At 40.7% G+C, this 25,316-nt stretch carries 27 protein-coding genes and 3 riboswitches; of the genes, 6 read left to right on the forward strand and 21 right to left on the reverse strand.

From position 1 onward, the window contains the following. Positions 1–41: 41 nt before the first annotated feature. Both OCF95_RS08650 and OCF95_RS08655 read right to left on the reverse strand, forming a co-directional pair. Complete coding sequence (locus OCF95_RS08650) at positions 42–509, reverse strand: deoxycytidylate deaminase (protein ID WP_261105238.1); 468 nt, start codon at positions 507–509, stop codon at positions 42–44. Between the two features lie 18 nt (positions 510–527). Next, on the reverse strand, positions 528–1,085 hold the full coding sequence (locus tag OCF95_RS08655; RefSeq protein WP_000004135.1) for a TetR/AcrR family transcriptional regulator: 558 nt from the start codon (positions 1,083–1,085) through the stop codon (positions 528–530). 124 nt (positions 1,086–1,209) lie between these two features. Between OCF95_RS08655 and OCF95_RS08660 the strand changes: the two genes are divergently transcribed. Genes OCF95_RS08660 through OCF95_RS08670 form a run of 3 tightly spaced genes read left to right on the forward strand, consistent with a single transcriptional unit; the run spans position 1,210 to position 3,856 of the window. Then, positions 1,210–2,055, forward strand: coding sequence for a DegV family protein (locus OCF95_RS08660; protein ID WP_261105239.1), 846 nt, complete (start codon positions 1,210–1,212; stop codon positions 2,053–2,055). A 58-nt stretch (positions 2,056–2,113) separates the two neighbouring features. Then, positions 2,114–3,286, forward strand: a complete 1,173-nt coding sequence (gene aao / locus OCF95_RS08665) for an aminoacetone oxidase (protein WP_261105240.1) — start codon at positions 2,114–2,116, stop codon at positions 3,284–3,286. 48 nt (positions 3,287–3,334) lie between these two features. After that, complete coding sequence (locus OCF95_RS08670; protein WP_020903482.1) at positions 3,335–3,856, forward strand: DUF1697 domain-containing protein; 522 nt, start codon at positions 3,335–3,337, stop codon at positions 3,854–3,856. Between the two features lie 41 nt (positions 3,857–3,897). Here the strand turns inward: OCF95_RS08670 and OCF95_RS08675 are convergent, their stop codons facing one another. Continuing rightward, positions 3,898–4,638, reverse strand: coding sequence for a MerR family transcriptional regulator (locus tag OCF95_RS08675; RefSeq protein WP_033685220.1), 741 nt, complete (start codon positions 4,636–4,638; stop codon positions 3,898–3,900). 341 nt (positions 4,639–4,979) lie between these two features. Between OCF95_RS08675 and OCF95_RS08680 the strand changes: the two genes are divergently transcribed. Next, positions 4,980–6,320, forward strand: a complete 1,341-nt coding sequence (locus OCF95_RS08680) for a sodium-dependent transporter (protein ID WP_237447327.1) — start codon at positions 4,980–4,982, stop codon at positions 6,318–6,320. Positions 6,321–6,360: 40 nt separating this feature from the next. On the opposite strand, the gene manA is transcribed toward OCF95_RS08680, so the two are convergent. The 3 genes from manA to OCF95_RS08695 form a co-directional block, all read right to left on the reverse strand. Continuing rightward, a complete protein-coding gene (manA, locus tag OCF95_RS08685) occupies positions 6,361–7,305 on the reverse strand; it encodes a mannose-6-phosphate isomerase, class I (RefSeq protein WP_049516551.1) in 945 nt (314 codons plus the stop codon). A 120-nt stretch (positions 7,306–7,425) separates the two neighbouring features. Then, positions 7,426–8,865, reverse strand: coding sequence for a 6-phospho-beta-glucosidase (locus tag OCF95_RS08690; RefSeq protein ID WP_000136868.1), 1,440 nt, complete (start codon positions 8,863–8,865; stop codon positions 7,426–7,428). 208 nt (positions 8,866–9,073) lie between these two features. Next, positions 9,074–9,334, reverse strand: a complete 261-nt coding sequence (locus OCF95_RS08695; RefSeq protein ID WP_001291472.1) for a SemiSWEET family transporter — start codon at positions 9,332–9,334, stop codon at positions 9,074–9,076. Positions 9,335–9,660: 326 nt separating this feature from the next. Between OCF95_RS08695 and OCF95_RS08700 the strand changes: the two genes are divergently transcribed. Then, positions 9,661–10,005 (forward strand): lipopolysaccharide assembly protein LapA domain-containing protein, encoded by a 345-nt coding sequence (locus tag OCF95_RS08700; RefSeq protein ID WP_000913393.1) that lies wholly within the window; start codon positions 9,661–9,663, stop codon positions 10,003–10,005. Between the two features lie 165 nt (positions 10,006–10,170). Here the strand turns inward: OCF95_RS08700 and OCF95_RS08705 are convergent, their stop codons facing one another. The 5 genes from OCF95_RS08705 to OCF95_RS08725 form a co-directional block, all read right to left on the reverse strand. Beyond that, entirely contained in the window at positions 10,171–10,518 is a 348-nt protein-coding gene (locus OCF95_RS08705; RefSeq protein WP_001052638.1) for a VOC family protein, read from the reverse strand. Between the two features lie 58 nt (positions 10,519–10,576). Beyond that, positions 10,577–12,352 carry a pyruvate oxidase gene (gene spxB / locus OCF95_RS08710; protein WP_000191819.1) on the reverse strand — a complete coding sequence of 592 codons (1,776 nt, stop codon included), beginning with the start codon at positions 12,350–12,352 and terminating at the stop codon, positions 10,577–10,579. 322 nt (positions 12,353–12,674) lie between these two features. Continuing rightward, entirely contained in the window at positions 12,675–14,918 is a 2,244-nt protein-coding gene (locus OCF95_RS08715) for a heavy metal translocating P-type ATPase (protein ID WP_000136345.1), read from the reverse strand. A gap of 9 nt (positions 14,919–14,927) precedes the next feature. After that, positions 14,928–15,299 carry a cupredoxin domain-containing protein gene (locus OCF95_RS08720; RefSeq protein ID WP_000932059.1) on the reverse strand — a complete coding sequence of 124 codons (372 nt, stop codon included), beginning with the start codon at positions 15,297–15,299 and terminating at the stop codon, positions 14,928–14,930. A gap of 10 nt (positions 15,300–15,309) precedes the next feature. Then, the gene (locus OCF95_RS08725) at positions 15,310–15,705 is read right to left on the reverse strand and encodes a CopY/TcrY family copper transport repressor (protein WP_001167188.1); all 396 of its coding nucleotides are present in this window, start codon (positions 15,703–15,705) and stop codon (positions 15,310–15,312) included. A gap of 183 nt (positions 15,706–15,888) precedes the next feature. After that, a riboswitch (TPP riboswitch) is annotated at positions 15,889–15,986 on the forward strand. 83 nt (positions 15,987–16,069) lie between these two features. Here OCF95_RS08725 and thiD point away from each other — a divergent pair. Then, positions 16,070–16,861, forward strand: coding sequence for a bifunctional hydroxymethylpyrimidine kinase/phosphomethylpyrimidine kinase (gene thiD / locus OCF95_RS08730; RefSeq protein ID WP_000221754.1), 792 nt, complete (start codon positions 16,070–16,072; stop codon positions 16,859–16,861). A gap of 148 nt (positions 16,862–17,009) precedes the next feature. Here thiD and thiE (OCF95_RS08735) read toward each other — a convergent pair whose 3' ends face one another. The 10 genes from thiE (OCF95_RS08735) to OCF95_RS08780 all read right to left on the reverse strand — a co-directional run bounded on the left by thiE (OCF95_RS08735) (position 17,010) and on the right by OCF95_RS08780 (position 24,923). Then, a complete protein-coding gene (thiE, locus tag OCF95_RS08735) occupies positions 17,010–17,642 on the reverse strand; it encodes a thiamine phosphate synthase (RefSeq protein WP_261105242.1) in 633 nt (210 codons plus the stop codon). After that, entirely contained in the window at positions 17,635–18,438 is an 804-nt protein-coding gene (gene thiM / locus OCF95_RS08740; RefSeq protein ID WP_261105243.1) for a hydroxyethylthiazole kinase, read from the reverse strand. Before thiM (OCF95_RS08740) ends, thiE (OCF95_RS08735) begins: the two co-directional genes overlap by 8 nt. Further along, on the reverse strand, positions 18,438–18,962 hold the full coding sequence (thiW, locus tag OCF95_RS08745) for an energy coupling factor transporter S component ThiW (RefSeq protein ID WP_070528025.1): 525 nt from the start codon (positions 18,960–18,962) through the stop codon (positions 18,438–18,440). The genes thiM (OCF95_RS08740) and thiW overlap by 1 nt, the downstream gene beginning before the upstream one ends. Before the next feature lie 4 nt (positions 18,963–18,966). Continuing rightward, positions 18,967–19,659, reverse strand: coding sequence for a thiaminase II (gene tenA, locus OCF95_RS08750; RefSeq protein WP_261105245.1), 693 nt, complete (start codon positions 19,657–19,659; stop codon positions 18,967–18,969). Between the two features lie 10 nt (positions 19,660–19,669). Further along, positions 19,670–20,320: an energy-coupling factor transporter transmembrane component T gene (locus OCF95_RS08755; RefSeq protein WP_261105246.1), complete on the reverse strand. Its 651-nt coding sequence runs from the start codon at positions 20,318–20,320 to the stop codon at positions 19,670–19,672. A 1-nt stretch (position 20,321) separates the two neighbouring features. Then, positions 20,322–21,707 carry an ATP-binding cassette domain-containing protein gene (locus OCF95_RS08760; RefSeq protein WP_045611970.1) on the reverse strand — a complete coding sequence of 462 codons (1,386 nt, stop codon included), beginning with the start codon at positions 21,705–21,707 and terminating at the stop codon, positions 20,322–20,324. Next, entirely contained in the window at positions 21,708–22,268 is a 561-nt protein-coding gene (locus tag OCF95_RS08765; RefSeq protein WP_004256198.1) for an ECF transporter S component, read from the reverse strand. A gap of 156 nt (positions 22,269–22,424) precedes the next feature. Continuing rightward, positions 22,425–22,513, reverse strand: a riboswitch (TPP riboswitch). Positions 22,514–22,708: 195 nt separating this feature from the next. Then, a complete protein-coding gene (thiE, locus tag OCF95_RS08770; protein ID WP_261105247.1) occupies positions 22,709–23,341 on the reverse strand; it encodes a thiamine phosphate synthase in 633 nt (210 codons plus the stop codon). Position 23,342: 1 nt separating this feature from the next. After that, positions 23,343–24,125, reverse strand: coding sequence for a hydroxyethylthiazole kinase (thiM, locus tag OCF95_RS08775; protein ID WP_033683999.1), 783 nt, complete (start codon positions 24,123–24,125; stop codon positions 23,343–23,345). 129 nt (positions 24,126–24,254) lie between these two features. Continuing rightward, entirely contained in the window at positions 24,255–24,923 is a 669-nt protein-coding gene (locus OCF95_RS08780; protein ID WP_261105248.1) for a TenA family protein, read from the reverse strand. Between the two features lie 214 nt (positions 24,924–25,137). Next, positions 25,138–25,226: riboswitch (TPP riboswitch) on the reverse strand. Between the last annotated feature and the right edge of the window lie 90 nt (positions 25,227–25,316).

Raw genomic sequence — 25,316 nt, forward strand, 5'->3', positions numbered from 1 at the left:
CGGTTTAAAAATCTTTCTAAACCATTTATTTTTGATATTTTTTACATTAGATCAGCCTCTTTAAGAGCTCTCTGTACTGTCTCAAGTGGTAAATGAGTCAATTCTGTCCCCTTTTCTTGATAAAGGTATTGGGCGTAGTCGTCCATTCTGTACTGGTTGATATAAACCACACGCTTGCAACCAACCTGAAGCAATTGTTTTGTACAGTTTAGACATGGAAAGTGGGTCACATAGGCTGTAAAGCCTTTGGGAACCCCACGTTCTGCACCTTGGAGAATGGCATTAACCTCTGCGTGAAGAGTGCGAACACAGTGACCTTCGATGACCAGACATTCGTGATCAATACAATGCTCAGTCCCTGACACCGAACCATTATAACCAGTGGAAATAACTTTATTATCCTTTACCAAAATTGCGCCCACTTTGGCACGTTTACAAGTGGAACGATTGGCAATTAGTAAGGCTTGGGCTGCAAAATACTCATCCCATGCTAGTCTTTTTTCAGTCATATCTCTTCTCCTTTTTCTCTATTTTTTAAAAAATGGTAAACCTAAATCTGCAATCTTTTCAGCTGGTACCTTCATGCCATCCTTGATCCATTTTAGAAGGACAGAAACGATGGCCGAGCTCCAAAAGGAATGAAGATAAGAGCTGACACCTTTTGATTTCCCATGGTATTTTTCTAAAAATTCCTGCATGGCTTGGACAAAGATTTTTTCCAGATGGTAATCCAAGGCCAATTGAATCACTCTGGCTTCCTTTCTGGCCTCTCGGAAAAGGTGAACCCAGACCAGATAAAGGTCTGTCTTTAAATCATAATGATGCAACTGTTCCATAATATTGTGGACAGTTCGTTTAAAGACGCTTTCTAAAATCTCCTCTTTGGAATCATAATTGCGATAAAAGGCCGCACGCGAAACGCCTGCACGTTTGACCAATTCAGAAATACTAATCTTGGTCAAGTCCTTTTTTTCCAAGAGTTGCAAGAGGGCTGTTTCGATGGCTTCTCTAGTTAATAAATTGGATTCTTGGTTTGATTTTCTGAGATTTTCAAGAGACTTTTCAGAGATTCTACGTTCAGACATAACATTTTCTTTCTACTTGTCACAACAGACGGATGAGGCTTTTGTTTCAAGGGCTTTCATGATATAATTGTAAAAAAAGACAGAACCTTTGTCAATGTATAACTGACAAAGATGGAGAATTTCTATGACTTGGAAGATTATTGCTGACTCTGGTTGTGATTATCGTCAGCTGGCAACACCAGCTATTGACACGACCTTTATAAGTGTCCCCTTAACCATTCAAGTAGCTGATCAGGTCTTTGTTGATGATGCCAGTCTTGACATTGACCAAATGATGGAAACCATGTATGCAACTGCAGAAGCTTCAAAATCAGCTTGTCCAAGCCCAGATGATTATTTACGAGCATTTGAAGGAGCCAAAAATATTTTCCTAGTAACCATCACTGGTACTCTTTCTGGCAGTCACAATAGTGCTCAACTAGCAAAGAATATTTATCTTGAAGACCATCCTGATACTAAAATTCATGTAATTGATAGTTTGTCTGCTGGTGGGGAAGTTGACTTGCTCGTAGAAAAATTGAATAACTTGATTGACCAGGGCTTGTCTTTTGAAGAAGTGGTTGAAGCTATCACTGCCTATCAAGAAAAAACCAAGTTGCTCTTTGTTCTGGCCAAGGTCGATAACTTGGTGAAAAACGGCCGTTTGAGCAAGCTTATCGGTACAGTCGTTGGCCTTCTCAACATCCGTATGGTTGGAGAAGCTAGTGAAACCGGAACTCTCGAACTACTACAAAAAGCACGAGGACCAAAGAAATCAGTTCAAGCTGCCTATGATGAGTTAGTAAAAGCTGGATATGCTGGTGGACGTATTATCATGGCCCAACGCAATAACGAGAAATGTTGCCAACAGCTCTCAGAGCGAATTCGCGAAACCTTCCCACAAGCAGATATTAAAATTATCCCAACATCTGGTCTCTGCAGTTTTTATGCAGAAGATGGTGGTTTGCTGATGGGATATGAAATTGATTAATTGCATTCTTGACAAGAGGTGACCATCATCTCTTGTTTTTTTGTGGTACAATAGAGCTATGAAACATTTTGATACTATTGTCATCGGTGGAGGACCTGCTGGTATGATGGCTACGATTTCCAGTAGCTTTTATGGACAGAAAACCCTCCTTATCGAAAAAAATCGGAAACTTGGAAAAAAATTAGCTGGGACTGGTGGTGGACGTTGCAATGTGACCAACAATGGTAGCTTGGACGACCTGCTAGCTGGCATCCCTGGAAATGGGCGCTTTCTCTACAGTGTCTTCTCCCAATTTGATAACCATGATATCATTAACTTTTTTACGGAAAATGGGGTTAAACTTAAAGTCGAAGACCACGGGCGCGTCTTTCCTGCTAGTGACAAGTCTCGAACCATTATCGATGCCTTGGAAAAGAAAATCACTGAGCTAGGTGGTCAAGTTGCTACTCAAACCGAGATTGTTTCGGTTAAAAAGGTGGATGACCAGTTTGTCCTGAAGTCCGCAGACCAAAATTTCACTTGTGATAAACTGATTGTCACAACTGGTGGGAAATCCTATCCCTCTACTGGTTCGACTGGTTTTGGTCACGAGATTGCCCGTCATTTTAAGCATACCATTACCGATCTTGAAGCCGCTGAAAGTCCTTTGTTGACAGATTTTCCACACAAGGCCTTGCAAGGAATTTCATTGGACGATGTGACCCTAAGCTATGGTAAGCATGTCATCACTCACGATTTGCTCTTTACCCACTTTGGTTTGTCAGGCCCTGCTGCTCTGCGTATGTCCAGCTTTGTCAAGGGCGGAGAGGTTCTCTCACTGGATGTTCTACCTCAACTTTCTGAGAAAGACTTGGCTACATTTCTAGAAGAAAATCGGGAAAAATCTCTAAAAAATGCCTTAAAAACTTTACTTCCAGAACGCTTGGCAGAATTTTTTGTGCCAGGCTATCCTGACAAAGTCAAACAACTGACTGAAAAGGAACGAGAACAACTTCTCCAGTCTATCAAGGGACTTAAAATTCCTGTAACTGGTAAAATGTCCCTTGCTAAGTCCTTTGTTACCAAAGGGGGCGTCAGTCTCAAGGAAATCAATCCCAAAACTCTAGAAAGTAAGCTGGTACCTGGACTCCACTTTGCTGGCGAGGTACTGGATATCAATGCCCACACGGGTGGGTTTAACATCACTTCTGCCCTCTGTACTGGTTGGGTGGCGGGATCAAACCCAATCTAAATCTGAATTATTTAATGGCTAAATCAGCCCCAAAAGAAAGGAAGTCCTTTGGAACATATTATCTTGTTAAGGGGAGTTACTCCTAATGGAAAAAATGCTATCCCTAAAATGTCTTATCTAGTAGATATCTTAACAGAAGCCGGTTTTCAACAAGTTCGAACCTATATTCAAAGTGGGAATATCATTCTTGAAAGTGATTTAGATTTAGAAGAAATACGAGAATGTGTTCATACTCTGATAAAGGAAAAAATTGGGGCCGACTTAAAAATGGTTATCAAGAACAAAAGTGATTTTAAAAAAATTGTCCAAGAAAACCCGTTTGGAGAACACTATCTTTATGACCGTATACATGTGATTTTTTATCAAGAATCTATTCAAAGTCTCCCTTTAGAAAAATTGAAAATTGATTACGGTGAAGAAGAAATTTGTATCGGTAACCATTGTCTTTACCTCTATCTCCCTAGAACTGCAAAACGAAAAAAGCTCAGTACCAACTATCTTGAAAAGCTTTTTAATGTAGATTTGACCATGCGAAAACTAAATGTAGTAGAAAAATTATTAAGCAAGTAGTGCTTGAATTTAGTAAAAATCGGAAGAATGCTCCTCCGATTTTATTTTGTCTGAGTTTGGACATAATAGGCAATCACATCTGATGTGTACTGGGCTGTTCCAGGTCCAAATTTGTCAATGTTTTCCTTAAATTCTGGGTTGTAGACGTAGCCTTTACCGATATAACCAAATACCTCAATAGAGCAGTCAAATCCATAAGTACGGATGGCTTGCAAGAGTTTAGCGGCTTCTTCTTGATTTTCGGTTGCTGTTACAGGTAGACCAGCTTGAAGATTTTGTGACAAGGCTCGAAAGACTTGATTGAAGGCAGCCGTAGCTTCGTCTTCGTGACCTTTTTGGCGCTCCAGCGCTTGGTCCATCACATCTTGTCCATACTTCTCTACCGCCTCTTGGTGGTATTTTTGATGGTCTTGATAGTTAAATCCTGCGAATTTCTCTTGAATGCTCATTTCTCTTTCTCCTTTTTGTTCTTGAATGGTTTTTTGCAAGGTGGAAATCAAGGTATCCAGATGTTGCCTTTCTCGAGTCAAATAGTCCAACTGTCTAGTCAAGTGAGGCAATAAATCTGATTTATCTTCCTTTAACAGCTCTGCTATTTTTTCTAAAGAAAAACCTAGATATTTGTAGTAAAGAATGACCTGAAGGCGTTCCAAATCCTCCTGACTGTAGGTTCGATAACCGTTTTCTAACTTTAAAGGAACTAAGAGTCCTATCTTGTCGTAGTGATGCAGGGTCTTGACAGAGACACCCGAAAGCTGGGCAGCTTCTTTTATATGGTACATGATTTCCTCCTTATACTCAATGAAAATCAAAGAGCAAACTAGGAAGCTAGCCGCAGGCTGTACTTGAGTACGGTAAGGCGACGCTGACGTGGTTTGAATTTGATTTTCGAAGAGTATTACATTGATAGTATAACCCCTCCCCCTAGGTCAGAGTCAAGCGTTTTTGCGAAATTTTTTTACTTTATCATAACATGAAAATGGTTTTCTTGACAGACCTTAGAAAACATGATAGGATAGTCAAGTCTATCAATCAAAAGAAAGGCTCATTTTGAGTACTTATGAGGCTATTTGCCAAGGGCAGTAGCTTTTTCTTTTGTAATACTAATTTTAGGAGTTTAACTATGTCTGAAAAATCGCAATGGGGTTCTAAACTGGGCTTTATCCTAGCATCTGCTGGTTCAGCCATCGGACTTGGAGCCGTTTGGAAATTTCCTTATATGACTGCTGCTAACGGTGGAGGAGGCTTTTTACTAGTCTTTCTCATCTCCACTATTCTAATTGGTTTCCCTCTTTTGCTAGCTGAATTTGCACTCGGACGAAGTGCTGGTATCTCTGGGATTAAAACCTTTGGAAAACTAGGGAAGAATAGTAAGTACAACTTTATCGGTTGGATTGGTGCCTTCGCCCTCTTTATCCTCTTATCGTTCTACAGCGTTATTGGAGGATGGATTCTGGTTTATCTAGGTATTGAGTTCGGGAAATTGTTCCAGCTTGGCGGAACGGGTGATTATGCTCAGTTATTTACTTCAATCATTTCAAATCCAGCCATTGCCCTTGGAGCTCAGGCAGCCTTTATCCTATTGAATATCTTCATTGTATCACGTGGGGTTCAAAAAGGAATTGAAAGAGCCTCAAAAGTCATGATGCCTCTGCTCTTTATCATCTTTGTCGTCATCATCGGACGCTCTCTCAGTTTGCCAAATGCCATGGAAGGAGTTCTTTACTTCCTCAAACCAGACTTTTCAAAACTGACCAGCGCTGGTCTCCTCTATGCTCTGGGACAATCTTTCTTTGCCCTCTCACTAGGGGTTACAGCCATGCTGACCTATGCCTCCTACTTGGACAAGAAAACCAATCTGGTCCAGTCAGGGATTTCCATCGTAGCCATGAACATTTCGGTATCCATCATGGCGGGACTAGCCATTTTCCCAGCCATGTCAGCCTTCAATATCCAGTCTGAAGGGGGACCGAGCTTGCTCTTTATCGTCTTGCCTCAACTCTTTGACAAGATGCCTTTTGGAACTATTTTCTACATTCTTTTCCTCCTGCTCTTCCTCTTTGCAACAGTCACTTCCTCTGTCGTTATGCTGGAAATCAATGTGGGCAATATCACCAACCAGGACAACAGCAAGCGTGCTAAGTGGAGTGTTATTTTAGGAATTTTGACCTTTGTCTTTGGAATTCCTTCAGCCCTATCTTATGGTGTCATGGCAGATGTTCACATCTTTGGGAAGACTTTCTTTGACGCTATGGACTTCTTGGTTTCCAACCTCCTCATGCCATTTGGAGCTCTCTGCCTTTCACTTTTTACAGGCTATATCTTTAAAAAGGCTCTTGCAATGGAGGAACTCCATCTCGATGAAACAGCATGGAAACAGGGACTGTTCCAAGTCTGGCTCTTCCTTCTTCGTTTCATCATTCCAATCATCATCATCGTTGTCTTCATCGCCCAATTTATGTAATTAAAAAGGACTTGAGTAGTAAACTCAGGCCCTTTCTTTTTTATGGATGGCTAACAATCAATTCCAAACCTTGCCCTTCCAAGGTCCAAGCTTCAACATCACTTGGTAGGATAAAGTGGCTACCTTTTTGGATTGGATAGTTTTTCCCATCAACAGTCAGTTGACCTTGGCCAGCTAAGACACTAAACAAACTGTAGTCAGCTGTCTTTTCAAAGTCAACTTTTCCAGTTATTTCCCACTTGTAAACTGCAAAGAAATCATTCGAAACAAGTAAGGTCGAACGCAAATCATCAGCTTTGATAGTCACAGGACGGCTATTGGCAGGCTCTCCAATATTCAAGACATCGATAGATTTTTCAAGGTGAAGTTCACGCAAGTTGCCATTATCGTCCTTGCGGTCAAAGTCATAGACACGGTAAGTGGTATCGCTAGACTGCTGGGTTTCAAGAATTAAGATGCCTGCCCCGATAGCGTGCATGGTGCCACTTGGTACATAGAAGAAATCTCCAGCCTTTACAGGAACTTTTGTCAATAAGGCATCCCAGTTCTTGTCCTCGATTTGCTGGCGGAGTTCTTCTTTTGACTTGGCATTGTGACCATAGATAATTTCTGAACCTTCATCCGCTGCGATAATGTACCAGCATTCTGTTTTTCCAAGTTCACCTTCATGCTCTAGTCCATAGGCATCGTCTGGGTGAACTTGGACACTGAGCCAGTCGTTGGCATCCAGAATCTTAGTCAAAAGTGGAAATACAGGCTCAGGACGATTGCCAAACAATTCACGATGTTCCGCATACAAAGTAGCGAGGTCTGTTCCCTGGTAGCGTCCATTGGCAACTTTAGAGACTCCATTTGGATGGGCTGAGATGGCCCAATATTCTCCGATTTTTTCACTTGGGATGTCGTAACCAAACTCATCACGTAGCTTGGTTCCACCCCAGATTTTTTCTTGCATAACTGATTGTAAAAATAATGGTTCTGACATGTCGATCTCCTGTCTGATTTTTCTCCCCTCATTATAGCAAAAAGCTCCATCTAATTGAACTCTTTTTCACATATTATAAAGTAGGGAGAAGATTTTATAAAAATAGTGAACAAATGTGCTCTACTCAATGCTTGCACCATTGCTGGCAATGACATCCTTGTACCAGTAGAAGGATTTCTTCTTGCTACGTTTGAGGCTTCCATGACCAGCATTATCTCGATCTACATAGATAAAGCCATAGCGCTTGTTCATTTCGCCTGTTCCAGCTGAAACCAGATCGATACAGCCCCAAGTCGTATAACCAAGCAAGTCAACGCCATCTTGGTAAATGGCATCTCGCATGGCCTTGATATGAGCCTCTAAGTAAGCAATCCGATAGTCATCTGCTACATGACCATTCTCATCCGGTGTATCCATAGCACCTAGACCGTTTTCCACGATGAACATTGGCTTTTGGTAACGATCCCAGATAGCATTGAGGGTGATACGAAGACCAAGTGGGTCAATCTGCCATCCCCATTCTGAGGATTCAAGATAAGGATTTTTGAGAGAGGCAAAGATATTTCCAGCAGTTAATTCTTTAACTTCTGGATCACCTGAGGCTACTAGACTTGCATAGTAAGAGAAGGAAACAAAGTCAACAGTATTGTCCTTCAACAACTCTAAATCTTCTGCAGTCATTTGAATCTCGATTCGCTCACGCTCCCACTGCTTCTTGGCGTAGTTTGGGTATTCCCCACGCGCTTGAACATCAATGAAGAAGTAACTCTTGCGGTCTTCCTCCATGGCTGCCCAGTAGTCTCTTGGATGGGCTGTGTTAGGATAGTATTGCCCTGCAGCCAACATACATCCCACCTTATTTTCTGGGTCAATTTCGTGGGCAATCTTTGTCGCAAGAGCTGAAGCTACCAACTCATAGTGTGCAGCCTGATATTTAACCAGTTCTTGATTTTCTCCTTCTTCAAAACAGAGCCCAGCTCCCATAAAGGGGGCATGGAGAATCATGTTGATTTCGTTGAAGGTAAGCCAATATTTGACCAAACCCTTATAGCGGGTAAAGAGTGTGCGACAAAGTTTTTCATAGAAGTCTAACATCCGACGATTGCGCCAACCACCGTACTCTGTAATCAAGTGCATAGGACAGTCGAAATGAGTGATAGTCACCAGAGGTTGGATACCATACTTGTGGCACTCCTTAAATAAATCCTCATAAAAGGCTAGACCAGCTTCATTTGGCACTGTTTCGTCGCCCTTAGGAAAAATCCGAGTCCAAGCAATGGATAGACGATAAGTCTTAAAGCCCATTTCCGCAAAAAGGGCAATATCTTCCTTGTAATGATGGTACATATCAATAGCTTGCTTGGCTGGGTAAAAATAGCCCTCCTCAAACGAAAACATCTTTTTCTGACCTGTGATAATGGCTTCACGATCTGGACCGATGGGGACGACATCCACATTCGCCAATCCACGACCTTCTAAATTATAAGCACCCTCACACTGGTTGGCAGCTGTCGCTCCGCCCCACAAGAAACCATCCGGAAAAGTCAGTTTTTCGGTCATAACTCTACTCACTTTCTTATTTGCTTGTTCATTTACTTATATTATAACTTATTCTGTAAACCTTTTCTTATAAAATACTGTGACATACTGATACTATTCTACTATTTAAGTTTATCAGATTGTTTTTTAAAAAATTATCCTCTAGAAAAAGTAAATAGCCTCCCCTGAAACAAAAAAGAAGACTGAAAACTAGTCTCCTCTGTTCCTTTTAAATCAAAGCTGTAATAACCGTCACTAGGCCAAAAATAATACCTGGTGCATTAGCTGCTGCAAGGGGGATATCTCTTTCTTTTTTGAAAAGACCGTAGTAAACCCAGAGACTACAGTTGATGGCAGCAACCAAGGGCTGGATGAAATTTCCTTTTTGACCAGCCAGATTGTTCATGATTTGTGGGAAGTAAGACACATACATCATAACAGACATAAAGGTCGCTACCCAACCTAAAATTTTCATTTGTTTTTCAGACATTTTCAAAACCTCTTTCATTTTTACTGAATCTTATTTTAAAATATTCTTTCAAAACAATCAAGTCTTTAAAACTTTTGTTATAAAGATATAAACTATCACAATCTTGTTATAAGAAAGAGGGAACAGAAAAAAGACCGAATTGCTCCGTTCTGTTTACTCAATCAAATATTAGAAAATGAATACTCCTTTTCAATGAATCGATTGATTGATGGTAAATAAGCCGTTAGAAATTATTGACAGTATCGAAATTTTCTAGTAAAATGAATTTTGTTAATACCTAAATGGTGTGTAGTTTTCTATCAACATAGTCAGGAGAAAAGGAACTTATGCTAAAAAAATTTAATGAATTGTCACTGAAAGATAAGGCTTATCTAATTGGCGGTTTGAGCTTATTAGTCATTGTGATCTCATTTGGTCTACTCAATCGTCAAACAGTAACTGTCAGTCTTGTCTTTACACAACTATCTGCTCCCTTGATTTTGGTGATTTTTACTTGTCTAGTAATCGGGATCATTGCTGGTAGTGCTATTGGTATTAGCTATCACCATAACAAGACTCAAGATCTGAGAAGCCGCATTGCTGAAGCAGAAGCGACTATCAATATAAAAGACAGGGAGCTTGTCCAGTACGAGGAACAGGTGCAACAATTAAAACAGGAAGCCAAACAATAAGTGTAGAAATCATAACCACCCGTGAAAACGGGTGGTTTTTTGTCTCGCACCTAACGGAGCGAGACGGACTGAAAGTCGCATAAATACAAAAAAGATCGAATTGCTCCGATCTTTTTAAGTTTCACTCCAAGAATGTTTAGATAAAAAATTTGATAATAGAATTACCTACTTCATACGATAAAAATCAATCACTAGACCAGCAGGCCCTTTAACTAATAAGGACTCTGTTCCCCAATCGGTTACAGTTGGTCCGTTTAAAACCTGGATACCAAGTTCTTTCAACCGTTGGTAATTCTGGTCTACATCCTCAACCTCGATATGAAGAATGATTCCTGACTGAAAATCTTCCAAAGGAATCAAATGATTTTGGGACAACATCAGACAGTGACTGCCAATCGTAAACTGAGCAAAACTGTCATCAACATAATCGGGCTTTTTATCCAAAATACGCTCCAAGTCAGCACAGACTTGGGGAACATCTGAAACGATAATATCTAATTGATTTAAATTCATTTACTATCCTCCATAAAAAGACCGGATTGCTCCGATCTTTTTAAGTTCCACGAAGGAATTATTTAATTGCGCGTGATTGCAATCCTTCTTCTTCCAAGAAGAGGCGGAATGGTACGAGTTCTTCTGCTTCGTATTTTTCCTTGAAGTCTTTGATTGCTTCTTCTGAGTGAAGTTTTGGATCCAATTCAAGTACTTCTACTGGAAGTGGACGGTGTGGAGTGATGCGAGCATCGATCACAACAGTTTTACCTTCTTTGTTGAGTTTAACAGCTTCTGCAACAACTGCATCGATGTCTTCGATACGGTCAACTGTAAATCCTACAGCACCTTGAGCTTCAGCGATTTTCGCATAGTCAGCATTAGGGAAGTCACAACCAAACAAGTGTTTGTTTGTGTCTTCGTATTTGTCCTTGATGAAGGCATATTTACCATTTGAGAAGACAACGTTGATAACTGGAAGGTCGTATTGAACGTTTGTGATAACGTCTGGGTAGCACATGTTGAATGCACCGTCACCCATGATGTTCCATACTTGGCGATCTGGATTGTCTTTCTTAGCAGCGATACCACCAGGAAGGGCAATACCCATTGTCGCAAAGAGTGGAGATGTACGCCACATGTTCTTTGGTGTCATGTGAAGGTGACGAGTAGATGTTTGAGTAGTGTCACCTACGTCGATTGAGTAGATAGCGTCTTGATCAGCATGTTTGTTGATTGCATTGTAAACTTGATACAATTGCAATTCACCCTCAGTTTTACCTTCGATTTTGTTCATGTAATCACGCCAGTTTTGGTTGTTCTTAACGTTTGCACGCCACCATGGAGTAGATTCAACTGGGTTCACTTTGTCAAGGATAGCTTTAGCTGCTTGACCTGCATCACCAAGGATTGAAGCGTCTAGGGCATGACGTTTACCAAGTTTGTAAGGGTCGATATCCACTTGGATGAATTTTTCAGTATTCTTGAATGCTTGGTAAACTTCAGCAAATGGGAAGTTTGAACCAAGGAAAAGAACTGTGTCTGCTTCAAAGACCACTTCGTTGGCTGGCTTCCAACCAACACGGTAAGCAGAACCTGTCAAACCTTCATAGTTCCATTCAAAGGCTTCAAAGTTTTTACCAGTTGTGATGATTGGTGCTTTGATTTTACGTGACAATTCAGTAATCACTTCACCAGCTTTAACACCACCGTAACCAGCATAGATAACTGGACGTTCAGCATTGTTCAAGATTTCAACAGCTTTGTCGATTTCAACTTCGTTCAAAGCAGGAGCGATGAATGAACGTTCGTATGAACCTGAACCGTAGTATGAATTTTCGTCGATTTCTTGGAAACCGAAGTTTACTGGGATTTCAACAACAGCTGGACCTTTTTTAGAAACTGCAGCACGGCAAGCTTCGTCGATTACTTTTGGCAATTGCTCAGCGTAAGCTACACGTTTGTTGTATACAGCGATACCGTTGTACATTGGGTTTTGGTTCAATTCTTGGAAAGCATCCATGTTGAGTTCGTTAACTGGACGTGATCCAAGGATTGCTAGGAATGGAGTGTTATCCATAGCTGCATCGTAAACACCGTTAATCAAGTGAGTCGCACCTGGACCACCTGAACCAACTGCAACCCCGATTGAGCCGCCGAATTTAGCTTGCATAACCGCTGCAAGAGCACCTGTTTCTTCGTGACGAACTTGCAAGAAGCGGATATCTTTGTCTTCAGCCAAAGCATCCATCAATGAGCTGAGTGTTCCTGATGGGATACCGTAGATTGTGTCTACGCCCCATGTTTTCAATACATTAAGCATTGCTGCAGATGCAGTAATTTTCCCTTGAGTCATAATGATAACTCTCCTTCAAATATTTTTAAATCTACTAAAAAAGGTTTCATATAGTTTTTGAAAACGTTTCAGTAAATTTTTACAATACTAATTTATCACATTTATTTTGACTTTACTAAGAATCTGCTCAGAAGTTTTTATTCTCTATTACAGTACAGTTTGAAAACGTTTTTAACTTCTGTTTTATAATACTCAATGAAAATCACAGAGCAAACTAGGAAGCTCGCCACAGGTTGCTCAAAGCACAGCTTTGAGGTTGCAGACAAAGCTGACGTGGTTGGAAGAGATTTTTGAAGAGTATAAAAAGCGAGCAAGCCCGCTTTTAATCTATTTTACTAAAGTTTAGTAAGAGTGAACTAGTCAGAACGGATACAGAACTAAAGGCCATAGCTAGACCTGCCAGTTCTGGATTGAGGGCCAGTCCAACACCAGAAAAGACTCCTGCTGCAATCGGAATTCCGGCGACATTGTAGATAAAGGCCCAGAAAAGATTGAGCAGAATTCGATTAAAGGTTTTCTTACTCATGTCAAAAGCACGAACCACTCCTAGGAGGTTATTAGTTGTCAACACCAAATCTGCTGACTCGATGGCAATATCTGTTCCAGCTCCCATAGCAATCCCCACATCTGCTACACTAAGGGCAGGAGCGTCATTGATACCATCCCCAACAAAGGCTACTTTGCCAGACGCTTGTAGTTTATGGATTTCATGAGCTTTTTCCTCTGGCAAGACACCTGCAATGACCTCTTCGATTCCGATCTGATCGGCAATGGCACGCGCCACACCAGCATTGTCTCCTGTCAGCATGACTGTTTTAAGACCTCGTTTTTTCAACTGACTGATGGCAAGCTTAGCATTTTCCTTAGGAATATCTTGCAGAGCAAGCAAGCCTTTGATTTCATTCTCAACAGCCAAGAACACAACTGTCTTAGCTTCTTTTTCCAGTTGTTCTAGTTTTTCCTGATAAGTGCTAGAAATATCCATGCCATCCAGCATTTTAGCATTTCCAAGCAAAACTTGTTTTCCATTGATTTGCCCTGAAACACCTTTTCCGTGCAAGGCTTGGAAATTTTCCACAGTGTGAAGCTCAAGTCCAGTTTCAGTCGCTCGCTTAACAATAGCCTCAGCCAATGGGTGTTGAGAAGCTTCTTCCAAGGAAGCTGCCAATCCAAGCACTTCTACTTCGTCGCCGATGATATCTGTGACCACAGGTTTCCCTTCCGTCAAAGTTCCTGTCTTATCAAAAACAATAGTTTGGACTTTCTGGATTTCCTGTAGAACCGTTCCATTTTTGAGGAGAACTCCCATCTTGGCACTGCGACCTGTCCCCACCATAAGGGCTGTCGGTGTTGCAAGTCCCAATGCACAAGGGCAGGCAATAATCAGAACTGCTACTCCATAGAGAAGCGAAGACACAAAGCTCGCTCCAAGCACAACTACACTATCCCTGAGCAAGACGAACCAAACCCAAAAGGTCACAATCCCTAAAATGACAACTGCTGGAACAAAAATCCCTGAAATTTTATCCGTCAAGTCCTGAATCGGCGCACGACTTGTCTGAGCTTTCTTCACAAAATCCACAATCTGAGCCAAAACAGTCTCTGAACCAACTTTTTCTGCTCTAAAAACAAGTGTTCCACTATTATTGATGGTTGAACCAATGACGGTATCTCCAACTGTCTTGTCCACAGGCAGACTCTCACCTGTCACCATAGACTCATCAATACTAGAGATACCTTCTACTACGACACCATCAACCGCAATCTTTTCACCGGGACGCACTCGAATCAGGTCACCTACCTTGACTTGCTCCAAAGGGACTTGAACATAGTTATCCTCACGCAATACTTCTGCTGTTTTAGCCTGCAAGTCAAGTAATTTCTCCACAGCTTGGGAAGTATTTTTCCGCATTTTCTCCTCAAAAACGGCCCCCATAAGAACGAAGAAGAAGATAAAGGCAGCACTTTCAAAGTAAACGGGGAGGCCAGCGAAGAGGGCAACTAAGCTATAGAAATAGGCCACTAGGGTTCCCAGAGCAACCAAGGTATCCATGTTGGCATTGTGCTTTTTAAAACTAGCCCAAGCACTTTGGATATAAGGACCACCTGCTACTAGCATAATCGGTGTTGTGGCTAAAAAGGTGCCCCAACGCATGACTTGGTGACTAATTCCTCCTGTCGACATCCCAATCATGAGGATTACAAGAGGCACAGTAAAGATACTAGTAATCCAAAAACGCTGTAAAAGTGATAGAGATTTTCGAGTCTTCTCAACAACTGTATAACTTCCCTTTTGCATCTTCATACCACAAGAAAATTCATGTTGACCTAATTCTTGAGGGGTAAAACGAATTGTCTTCTCTTCATCCACGCCGATTGGTTCCAAGAGGCCTTCTTCTTCAAACAGAATTTCCTTATAACAGTTTGAAGGTGTCAAACGGTGAAAGGTGATCTCAGCAGGAACTCCTTTTTGCAGTTGAATGTGGGCTGGATGGTAGCCTTTGTCTGCCGTGATACGGATTTTTTGAACACCATTTTCAAGACTTGCTTTTACAATTTCAGTCATATCATTCTCCTATTCTACAATCATCTTACCGTGCATCATATTCATGCCACAAGAGAAACCATACTCTCCAGCCTGCTCAGGCGTGATTTCCACTACATACTCTTCCCCCATTGGCAGATCCGCATGTACACCAAAGTCTGGAAATACGATCTGATCCAAACATGGTGAAGGATCTTTGCGGTCAAAGACAATGCGGGCTGGCACTGATTTCTTGAGGATAATCAACTCAGGCGTATAGCCCCCCATGACCTCCACTCGAATCTCTTGGTAGCCGTTTTTTTGCTGGGCCTTTTGTCCAGATTTTTCAGGCTTTTTGAAAAACCAAAACAAGATAAACGCGATAAGGGCAATACAAATAATGGTTACAATAATATTCAACATGACGTCTCCTTTACATACAATTACATTTTACTTCTGTTACAGCGCTTGATTTCTTCTCAGAAATCACAGCTTCCAAGTCTTCCAAGTCAGCCTGAGTAAAATCACATTCAGCAATCAAATCAGCCAACAAGTTCTTAATCCTACGGGAACAAACTTTATCTTTGATATCTTGAACAAGCAAGTCTCGACTTTGATCCAAAGTTAAAAGGGCTGAATAGACAAAGGACTTGCCTTCTTTTTTCCTCGTCAGGCACTCTTTCTCAACCAAACGAGCCAAAAGAGTCTGAATGGTCGACTTGGACCAGTCGAACCGCTCCGCCAGAACCCTAATCAAATCTGAACTAGTCTGCTCTCCTTGCATCCAAATAATCTTCATGACCTGCCATTCTGCATCTGAAATCTGCATAATCACACCTCCAAAATCTACATTTGTCAATTACAATTATCAGTATACTCTTAAAATCTACATTTGTCAACTATGAAATTAATCTTTTCTTTGAAAAATTGAATTTTAACCCTATGATAAAGGATTTGCAGTCAAATCTTACTATATAAACTATGAAAATATGCTATACTAAAGAAAAAAGAAAACAACCACTAGGGGTGCGTAAAGCTGAGATTAACGACTGTTAGACCCTTTGACTCAATCTAGGTAATGCTAGCTGATGGAAGTGGAAATGATAATGGGGACTAGCAGTCTTCTATTGCCTTTCTAAAACAGACTAGCTTGTTCTTAAGAATACAAACTTCAGTTGGTTGGGAGGTTTTAGATGACTTATTTACCCGTTGCTTTGACCATTGCAGGGACTGACCCTAGTGGTGGTGCTGGCATTATGGCTGACTTAAAGTCGTTCCAAGCTAGAGATGTCTATGGAATGGCCGTTGTGACCAGTCTTGTCGCTCAAAATACCAGAGGTGTTCAATTAATCGAGCACGTTTCTCCTCAAATGTTGAAAGCCCAATTGGAGAGTGTCTTTTCTGATATTCCACCTCAGGCTGTAAAAACAGGGATGTTGGCAACTACTGAGATCATGGAGATCATCCAGCCCTATCTTAAAAAGCTGGATTGTCCCTACGTCCTTGACCCTGTTATGGTCGCAACAAGCGGAGACACCCTGATTGATACCAGTGCCAGAGACTACCTAAAAACAAATCTACTTCCCCTTGCAACTATTATTACACCCAATCTTCCTGAGGCAGAAGAGATTGTTGGTTTTTCAATCCATGATCCTGAAGACATGCAGCGTGCCGGTCGCCTGATTTTAAAAGAATTTGGTCCTCAGTCTGTTGTCATCAAAGGAGGCCATCTCGAAGGCGGTGCCAAGGATTTCCTCTTTACCAAGGAGGACCAATTTGTCTGGGAAAGTCCACGAATTCAAACCTGTCATACACATGGTACTGGATGTACCTTTGCTGCAGTAATTACTGCTGAACTAGCCAAGGGGAAAACCCTCTATCAAGCAGTCGATAAGGCCAAGGCCTTTATCACAAAAGCTATTCAAGACGCCCCTCAACTCGGTCATGGTTCTGGTCCAGTCAACCATACAAGCTTTAAAGATTAAAAAAACTCTCTAGTTTCCACTTTAAGGGAATTAGAGAGTTTTTATACTTCTTCAAACTAGGTCAGCTTTATCTGCAACCTCAATACTGTGCTTTGAGCAACCTGCGGCTAGCTTCCTAGTTTGCTCTTTGACTTTCAGTGAGTATTAATTAGAAAATAATGTCATCCAACTTTGTTAAAAAGGCTTGTGTTTTTGCCTCTATATCTTCTGCCTGCATCAAATCACGCACTACAGCTACACCAGCTATGCCAGTGCCGATAAGTTGGTCAATGTTCTCTGACGTCAAGCCTCCAATAGCAACTACTGGAATGGCGACCCTTTGACAAATTGTCTTCAAGGTTGAAATCAGGGTGATAGGCGCATTTTCCTTGGTGGTTGTCGGGAAAATGGCTCCTGTCCCCAAGTAATCCGCTCCCTCTTCTTCTGCCTCGAGGGCTCTTTTTACCGTTTTAGCTGTGACACCGAGGATTTTTTCAGGACCTAGGACTTTGCGAGCTACCGAAACTGGTAGTTCATCATCTCCGATATGCAGACCTGCTGCATCAACCGCAAGACAAACATCCAAACGATCATCGATTATCAAGGGTACCTGATAGGCATCTGTTATTTCCTTGACTTGTTTTGCCAGTTGATAATATTGATTGGTTGTGAGATTTTTTTCTCGTAATTGGACTATGGTAACCCCTGAACGGCAAGCCGTCTCAACTTTTTCAAGAAAGCTTTCCAAGGAATCTTGATAGCGATTGGTTACCAGATACAGTCTAAGTGCCTCTCTATTCATAAATATCTCCTTTAATGGCATCTAGCCAGTTTTCATCTCTTTTGAGGAGCGAAAGCTGATTGAGAACTTGGTATCGAAAATCTTCCAATCCCATTCCTTGAACAAGAATTTTCTCAGCAGAGATATTGAGATAAGAAACCGCTAGGCAGGAAGCTTCAAAGCCAGTCTTTCCTTGGCTGAGAAAAACGGCTGTCAAGGCTCCAACCAAGTCTCCTGTCCCTGTTATCCAGTCTAATTCTGCACAGCCATTTCCCAGTACAGCGACCTGATTCTTCGAAACGATGAGGTCCTTAGGACCAGTAACTAAGAATAACATACCAGGATAGGTCTGACACCAGTCTTTCAAGACTTGAAGTAAACCCTCAGTTTCTTGGTCTTTAGCACTCGCATCTACCCCAACGCCGTGGTGCTTTAAGCCAACAAGACTTCGAATTTCCGACATGTTTCCTTTAAGGACCGTAGGGCTGTAGTCTAAAAGGTCTTTAATTAAGCTCTTACGAATGGATGAAGCCGTTACGCCAACCGCATCTACTACCATTGGGAGAGAAACTTGAGCTGCATAAGAAGCTGCCATACGGATTGCTTTTTCCTTCTCAGCAGACAAATGCCCCAAATTGATGAAGAGGGCCTGGCTTTGCTTAGTAAAATCAAGAACCTCACGGGAATCATCTGCCATAACTGGTTTACATCCCAGAGCCAAAATCCCATTTGCCAGCATCTCACAAGAAATCTCATTGGTAATGCAGTGAATGAGGGAAGTTGTTTCCAGAGGAAAAGGATTTGTCAATTCCTTCATCAGTTTATCCTTTCATTAAAAAAATATCCCTGCACTTTTTTAAAGAATTCCTGCTTGATTAAAAATCGAAAGGCAATAAAGGAAATCGCTGTACCGATTAAGGTTGCTCCGAAAAATCGAGGAGTATAGATAAACCAGCTAAGCTTAGCAGCTGATCCTGTAAAGAGTACCATAACAGGATAGGAAATAATAGAACCAATAATACCTGTTCCCAAAATCTCTCCGAGAGCAGAATAGTGAAATTTTCGACCGTACTTATAAAAGAGACCTGCTAGAAGGGCTCCAAAAGTCGCTCCTGTTAGAGCTAAAGGCGGAATTCCTTGAGTCGTCATACGGATAAAGGCTGTCACTGTAGCCATAGCCAAGGCATAAACAGGTCCCATCATGATTCCTGCTAGAATATTGACTACACTGGACATCGGTGCCATTCCCTCAATCCGAAAGATAGGCGTAAGGACTACATCAAGGGCAATCATCATGGATAAAATGGTTAATTTGTGAACCTGTAATTGGTGCTTTCTCATATTTCTATTCTTCTCCTGTTTCTAAAGACTGTAAATCGCTTTTCCATGTCTGATGTTGGTAGGCCATTTCCCAAAACTTAGCTTCCATATGAACACTGATGTGGAAGGCATCTAGCATTTTTTTCTTGTCTGTCTCGTCACTTTCTCGATAGAGTTGATTGACCAGAGCCTCTTCCTCTCTAATCTGTTGCTCCAACTCATCCGTAATATAAGTTTCAATCCATTGTTGGTAGAGAGGATTTGGTGATGGTTTAAGATTAAGTGATTTGCCTATATCATGATATAGCCAAGGACAAGGCAGCAAGCTCGCAAAGGCAATACCCAAGTTTGGCTCTGCAAATTGCCGATAAATGTGAGAGATATAATGATAACAAGTTGGAGCGATTGGATGTTGCTCCATTTCCTGATCGCTGATTTCCAATTCCTTGAAAAATTGTTGGCGGATAAATAACTCACCCTCCACTAGACTCTGAGCATTTTGTTTCAAGAGTCTCTTCATCTCTTGGTTGGAAGTCTTTCCAGCCAAGAGGTGATAGGCTTCTGAGAAGGCCTTCAAATAGTAGGCATCCTGAATCAAGTAATAGCGAAAGATGGACGGGTCTAAATTTCCCTCTTGTAACTGTAAAACAAAGGGGTGATGAAAGGAAGCCTGCCAAGCTTCCTTGGATAATTCCATCGCAATATCTGTAAATTCCATAATAACTCCTTTATAAAAATAAACTGGTTTGAAGCAATAAAAAGAAAAGTAGGTAGATTAATTTTGTTTTTTTAGGAATATAAAAAGTCCGATAGCTATTCTTCAACTGTGCATGTTCATCATATCCATGCGCCGACAGAGCTCTCAGATAAAGATGATGCCACCTAAAGACTGTCATCAGAACCTTGCTGTAAATCAAGGGAGACCAAAAATGCAATTCTTGACCGCGTAATAGGCAAGCTTCCTTGAGAGACTTGATTTCTTGCTGAATGAGGGGGAAGGAATTGAATACCACAATCAAGGCATAGGACCAAGAGCGTGATAACCCCTTTTGAGCCAAGTACAAGAGAAGCTCTTTTAGGGAAATAGAGGAAACAAAGACAAGACCAATACAAACGGTCACAAAAGCCCTCGTTCCAAGCATGACTGCCTGCGAAGCATCTCCATGTAACTGAACTGCCCAGTAGTTGGCCAAGGATGGCAAAATGGCGAGCAGAATCATCCAAGCCAATACTTTAAATCGACGGTAATAGAGCATAAAGAGAATACAAAATGCAACTACCGAGAGATTAAGAGCAATCGAAGGAATGAAAGATGTTTCCAGCGATAAAATTAGCAAGAAGAGACTGATAATCGGTGTCTGGGTTGCTACTTTGACCATACTATCTCACCTCCCCTTGAGTATTGCTACTCTGAGATGTGAGTGGTTTGGTAATTGTCACTTCTTTCACATGACTGAGACCCTGACTAGTCATCTCAATCCAATAATCAACCACAGAGATCAAAGGATCTAAACGATGGCTAATGATCAAAAAACTTCTTCCTTGATTTCTCTCCTCCACAATCCACTGACAAAAATAATGGCAGGCTCTATCATCCAAACCAGCAAAAGGTTCATCTAGTAAAATCACAGAAGCCTTGCTGGTCAAGATGGTCAAGAGCTGAAGAATCTTTTGCTGGCCACCACTTAATTGATAGGGACTCTTATCAAGAGCCTGCTCCAGATCAAAATATCGTAAAGCTTGGAGTATCCGCTGATTTCTTTCAGAATCAGGTCCATCTAATTGCAGCTCTTCTCGCAGACTGGCTCTGATAAACTGCTTCTCAGCTTCCTGAACAACACCCGTCAGGTCACGATACAAACTCTTTTTCTTTTTCAGGACTGTCTCCTTCCAGGTAATTCGTCCTTTATACTTTTGAAATTGAAGAATAGACCGAAAGAGGGTTGATTTCCCGACACCATTATCACCCAAGATACAGGAGACTCCTTGGTAGAATGTAAAATCCGCAATTGAAAAGAGGGGGCGATGTTCCAGCTCACAAGTGATTCGGTCCATATGGAATAGTTCTGGGCTAGAAGCAACCTCCTTTGAAACAGCCTGTGTCATTTCAGAGGCAGGGATTTGATTTATTTTCCTTAGTTGTCCGTCTCTTAGCTCCACCATATGGTCAATATAGGCTTCATAATCAGATAAATCATGGTCGCACAAAATAACTGTCTTCCCATCAGAAACCAACTCTTTTAGAATCTCCAATATCTCTATCCTACTCTTGCGATCAATGGAAGCGAAGGGCTCATCCAAGAGATAGACCCTAGGATTCATAGCAAAGAGAACAGCCAAAGCAGCCTTTTGCTTTTCCCCACCTGATAAGTGATGAATTGGACGGTGCAAAATCGCCTTGCAGCGACATTGCTGGACAACCTCTGCTATTTTAGAATCAATTTCCTGAACGGGATGCCCAATATTTTCCAAGGTAAAAATCAGCTCCTCAAACAAGTTCTCCATGGTAAATTGATGATTGGGATTTTGAAAGAGAATACCAACCGTCTGGACACGTTCGATGATAGAAAGCTGACTGACCTCGCTCCCATTTATCAGGACTTGACCGCTATAGGGAAGAGAACTGACTTGGGCAATCATTTGAAAGAGACTCGATTTTCCTGAACCACTGCTCCCAACTAACAAGGTAAAGGCTTGCGCATGAAAAGTAAAATCAATCGGCTCAGAGAAGATTGGGGACTGAATCGCTCGTAGTTCCAGCCCCATCTATGCTTTTCCTCCAGCTGCAAACTGATGATAAAGTTTGACAATGGCACGAACTAAGATAGCACAGAAGAAAAAGACAGAAATAAAGCGCACCACAAACAAGGAAAGCACAAAAGGAAGGGAAAATGCGTAATATCCTAACTTAATGTATTCATAGACAAAGCTAACAAGCGTAATCCCAATACTATTGGCAGTTAGAGAGAGCCAACTTTCATAGCGATTCTTGGTTACGATAAAACCAAGTTCACTTCCCAAACCTTGAACCAAGCCAGACAAAAGGGCACCTAGACCGAATTGGCTACCATAAAGGACTTCAGCAAGCGCAGCTAGCACTTCTCCAATCGTTGCACTTCCCACTCTTGGAACAAAGATGGCCGCAATGGGTGCAGCCATACACCAGAGACCAAAGAGGATTTCATTGGCAAAGGCCTGCAAACCAAGAGGGGCTAAAATCAGAGTGAGGATATCAAACAGATAGCCTGATCCCACAAAAACGCCACCAAAAAAGATAGACAAGAAAGCAAGTAAGATAACATCTTTTAACTGCCATTTTTTCAACATAAAAAAACTCCTTTTTTAAAGAAAAGTGGGGCATTCAAGGAGATTTACCTAAATGCTTTGTATCATCTTCATCCAGTTTCGTAAAAGAAAAAACTCTAATTACAGATAGGAATTAGAGTTCAGCTTACAAGATTAGATGGTTAGTTTCTATAAATACAAAACCATTTCACATTTCCCTTCGCCAGTCTTAACTGTATCAGGTTCAATGGGTATCATCTCAGCCTAAAGCACCCCAAATGTCTTTATTATTTAATTATATAAATATTATAACAAACGATTTTTTCCAGTTCAAGAAATTGAACTGAGAAATAAGCTAAGCCAATCTATTGTAGTAAAATCACTAAGTAAACCATATAAACAGCCTATTCACTTATGAAGGATAATAACCCAACTTATCGAGTGAGAGAATCCTATTGACTTAAAAGACAAGAATAAAAAAGTTAAAATTGTTCATTCATTTCTCGAACAGTTTTTTCTATATTTTTTGCATACGATATTGCTGAAATGATTGAAACACCATCCATATTAGTCTTCATAATTTCTTTAATATGTTGCGTCTGTATCCCACCAATTGCAACTAAGGGCATTTGTGGCAATAGTTTTCTCATCAATTTAAGACCTTCATAACCTATAGCACCACCAGCATCGTCCTTTGACTGGGTATCAAATACAGGACCAACACCAACATAATCTACATATTCAACTTTTGATTGTTGAAATTCTTCCTCGTTTTTTATAGAAAGACCAATTATTTTATCTGGCATCAATTTTCTAATTTCATCAACTCCAAGGTCATCCTGTCCTACGTGTACGCCATCAGCATCTATTTCCAATGCTAACTCAATATCATCATTAACGATAAATGGAACATTATATTTTTTACAAAGATTCTGTAGTTTTATTGCTAATTCGACTTTTTCTTTACCGTCTAAGTCTCCCTCACCTTTTTCACGGAATTGAAATAAGGTTATACCACCTTTTAAGGCTTCCTCAACGACCGTATATAGATCTTTTCCTTGGCAAGTAGTCGTTCCACAAATAAAATATAGTTTTAGTAATTCTTTATAAAACATCTTACTTCACTCTTTTGAATTCCTTTACATCTTCGTCTGTAATCTCATATAAGGCATTTATAAATTCAACTTTAAATGTTCCAGGAAGATGCCCATTTGGACGTTTTTCTGCCATTTCTCCAGCGATATTGTAAACCAACATTGCTGTTTCTAATGATTTCAATTCTTGACCTTTTTCTAGTCCGATAAAGCTTGCTACTACAGCACCTAATAAGCATCCTGTCCCAATAACTTTTGGCATCATGGCACTACCATTATGAATCGTTACCACTTCTCCATTTACTGCAATAGCATCCACTTCACCTGTTACTACTATTGGAATATTGAACTTCTCATTTGCTGCTAGAGCAATTTCATCAATATTATCTACGCCCGCACTATCTACTCCTTTAGATGCCACATTTATCCCTACTAAAGAAGCAATCTCGCCAGCATTTCCCCTAATCGCTGCTAGTTTATAATTGTTGATTAGATCATCTGCTACTTTTTTTCTATATTCTCCTGCTCCACAGGCTACAGGATCTAAAACTGCTGGGACATTATATTTCTCTGCAATTTTCAGAGCAGCTTGGTATAATTTCCAATTTTCATCTGTTAATGTTCCTATGTTTATTAATAAACCACCAGCATACTTTAACAAATCCTCTAAATCTGCTGGAAACTCACTCATGGCTGGTGATGCACCCAGTGCTACTAATCCATTTGCTGTGAAATTTTTTACTACATCATTGGTTATGCAAATGACCAAAGGTGCTTTTTCTTTTAATAATTTTAAACTTGTCATATTGAAATCCTTCCTTTTCACTTTATACGATCTACTGATTTCGATTTATCTCTATCTTTCGTTAAGAAATTTTTTTCATTTACATTGAATGATTTACCTCATCAAATTTGTAAATATCCTAAACCTTCACTAGGCGTCATAGCCAATATCAAAAAAGGCTAATTCTAAGGCAACTGCTTGATTCCAGCGTTCCTGAAGTTCTGTCAAATCTTCTCGACCTTTCCCGAAACGATTGAGTTCGTCAACCAGAAATTGAACCCACTCTGCAAAGAAAGGACCTCTGTGGAGATTGATCCATTCCGAATGAATATAAGCTTCAGGTAGAGCCAAATCTTTAGAACCCCAGTCTAGATAAAGCCCTTCTGCAATGACCAGCATGACCAAAAGATGGGCATAGTCTGATGATGACACAGCAGAATACATAAGCTGCTGAAAGGCTTTTGTTACAGGATGCAAGGTCACTTCCTGGTAATCATTCTCAGATACTTTTAACTCTTTAAAAGCCTTTTGGAAATAACCGTCTTCATCTGCTTCAAGAAAGCCTAGTTGCTTGGCAAAACGAAGTTTGGATTCAAGCTGGTCTGCGTGGGCTACGCAAGCACCCAGCATGGATAAGAAGGCATCAAAGAAGTGATAATCTTGAATCAGGTATTCTTTTAAGACCTTATTCTCAATTGTCCCCGCAAAAAGTTCCTTAACAAAACTATGATTGATTGCAGCTTGCCAATCTTTCTGACTGCTTTTTAATAATTCTCCAACAATCAAACCTGGTTCAAATGCATAGTCTTGTCTTTCCATATTTATTTTTCCTCTCTTTACTCGTTCGTAATCAACAAAACATCAAGAAAATTCTAGTTTTACTTGACCTTTTTAAAGAAAATCAAGGGCGTTCAAGAAGAGCTACCTAAATACTTTGTATCACCTTCATCCAGCTTATATAAACAAAAAAACTCCAATTACAATCAAGAATTAGAGTTGACTTACAAGATTAGATCGTTCATTTCGCCATACGAAAAAACGTTTCACATTTCCCTTCGCCAGTCTTAACTGTATCAGGTTCAATGGGTATCATCTCAGCCTAAAGCACCCCAAATGTCTTTATTATTTAATTACTGCACCAGTATAGCAAAAAATGAAAGCCCTAGCAAGATATTTGATTAGAAAATATATTTGTATAGATTTCAATGGTGA

Source organism: Streptococcus mitis (assembly GCF_946188615.1).
Classification (GTDB): domain Bacteria; phylum Bacillota; class Bacilli; order Lactobacillales; family Streptococcaceae; genus Streptococcus; species Streptococcus mitis_BZ.

Excerpts from the sequence above, each read along its gene's own strand:
- OCF95_RS08650 (WP_261105238.1), bottom strand. The coding sequence starts at position 509 with ATGACTGAAAAAAGACTAGCATGGGATGAGTATTTTGCAGCCCAAGCC.
- OCF95_RS08655 (WP_000004135.1), bottom strand. The coding sequence starts at position 1,085 with ATGTCTGAACGTAGAATCTCTGAAAAGTCTCTTGAAAATCTCAGAAAA.
- OCF95_RS08660 (WP_261105239.1), top strand. The coding sequence starts at position 1,210 with ATGACTTGGAAGATTATTGCTGACTCTGGTTGTGATTATCGTCAGCTG.
- aao (WP_261105240.1), top strand. The coding sequence starts at position 2,114 with ATGAAACATTTTGATACTATTGTCATCGGTGGAGGACCTGCTGGTATG.
- OCF95_RS08675 (WP_033685220.1), bottom strand. The coding sequence starts at position 4,638 with ATGTACCATATAAAAGAAGCTGCCCAGCTTTCGGGTGTCTCTGTCAAG.
- OCF95_RS08680 (WP_237447327.1), top strand. The coding sequence starts at position 4,980 with ATGTCTGAAAAATCGCAATGGGGTTCTAAACTGGGCTTTATCCTAGCA.
- manA (WP_049516551.1), bottom strand. The coding sequence starts at position 7,305 with ATGTCAGAACCATTATTTTTACAATCAGTTATGCAAGAAAAAATCTGG.
- OCF95_RS08690 (WP_000136868.1), bottom strand. The coding sequence starts at position 8,865 with ATGACCGAAAAACTGACTTTTCCGGATGGTTTCTTGTGGGGCGGAGCG.
- OCF95_RS08695 (WP_001291472.1), bottom strand. The coding sequence starts at position 9,334 with ATGTCTGAAAAACAAATGAAAATTTTAGGTTGGGTAGCGACCTTTATG.
- OCF95_RS08700 (WP_000913393.1), top strand. The coding sequence starts at position 9,661 with ATGCTAAAAAAATTTAATGAATTGTCACTGAAAGATAAGGCTTATCTA.
- OCF95_RS08705 (WP_001052638.1), bottom strand. The coding sequence starts at position 10,518 with ATGAATTTAAATCAATTAGATATTATCGTTTCAGATGTTCCCCAAGTC.
- spxB (WP_000191819.1), bottom strand. The coding sequence starts at position 12,352 with ATGACTCAAGGGAAAATTACTGCATCTGCAGCAATGCTTAATGTATTG.
- OCF95_RS08715 (WP_000136345.1), bottom strand. The coding sequence starts at position 14,918 with ATGACTGAAATTGTAAAAGCAAGTCTTGAAAATGGTGTTCAAAAAATC.
- OCF95_RS08720 (WP_000932059.1), bottom strand. The coding sequence starts at position 15,299 with ATGTTGAATATTATTGTAACCATTATTTGTATTGCCCTTATCGCGTTT.
- OCF95_RS08725 (WP_001167188.1), bottom strand. The coding sequence starts at position 15,705 with ATGCAGATTTCAGATGCAGAATGGCAGGTCATGAAGATTATTTGGATG.
- thiD (WP_000221754.1), top strand. The coding sequence starts at position 16,070 with ATGACTTATTTACCCGTTGCTTTGACCATTGCAGGGACTGACCCTAGT.
- thiE (WP_261105242.1), bottom strand. The coding sequence starts at position 17,642 with ATGAATAGAGAGGCACTTAGACTGTATCTGGTAACCAATCGCTATCAA.
- thiM (WP_261105243.1), bottom strand. The coding sequence starts at position 18,438 with ATGAAGGAATTGACAAATCCTTTTCCTCTGGAAACAACTTCCCTCATT.
- thiW (WP_070528025.1), bottom strand. The coding sequence starts at position 18,962 with ATGAGAAAGCACCAATTACAGGTTCACAAATTAACCATTTTATCCATG.
- tenA (WP_261105245.1), bottom strand. The coding sequence starts at position 19,659 with ATGGAATTTACAGATATTGCGATGGAATTATCCAAGGAAGCTTGGCAG.
- OCF95_RS08755 (WP_261105246.1), bottom strand. The coding sequence starts at position 20,320 with ATGGTCAAAGTAGCAACCCAGACACCGATTATCAGTCTCTTCTTGCTA.
- OCF95_RS08760 (WP_045611970.1), bottom strand. The coding sequence starts at position 21,707 with ATGGGGCTGGAACTACGAGCGATTCAGTCCCCAATCTTCTCTGAGCCG.
- OCF95_RS08765 (WP_004256198.1), bottom strand. The coding sequence starts at position 22,268 with ATGTTGAAAAAATGGCAGTTAAAAGATGTTATCTTACTTGCTTTCTTG.
- thiE (WP_261105247.1), bottom strand. The coding sequence starts at position 23,341 with ATGTTTTATAAAGAATTACTAAAACTATATTTTATTTGTGGAACGACT.
- thiM (WP_033683999.1), bottom strand. The coding sequence starts at position 24,125 with ATGACAAGTTTAAAATTATTAAAAGAAAAAGCACCTTTGGTCATTTGC.
- OCF95_RS08780 (WP_261105248.1), bottom strand. The coding sequence starts at position 24,923 with ATGGAAAGACAAGACTATGCATTTGAACCAGGTTTGATTGTTGGAGAA.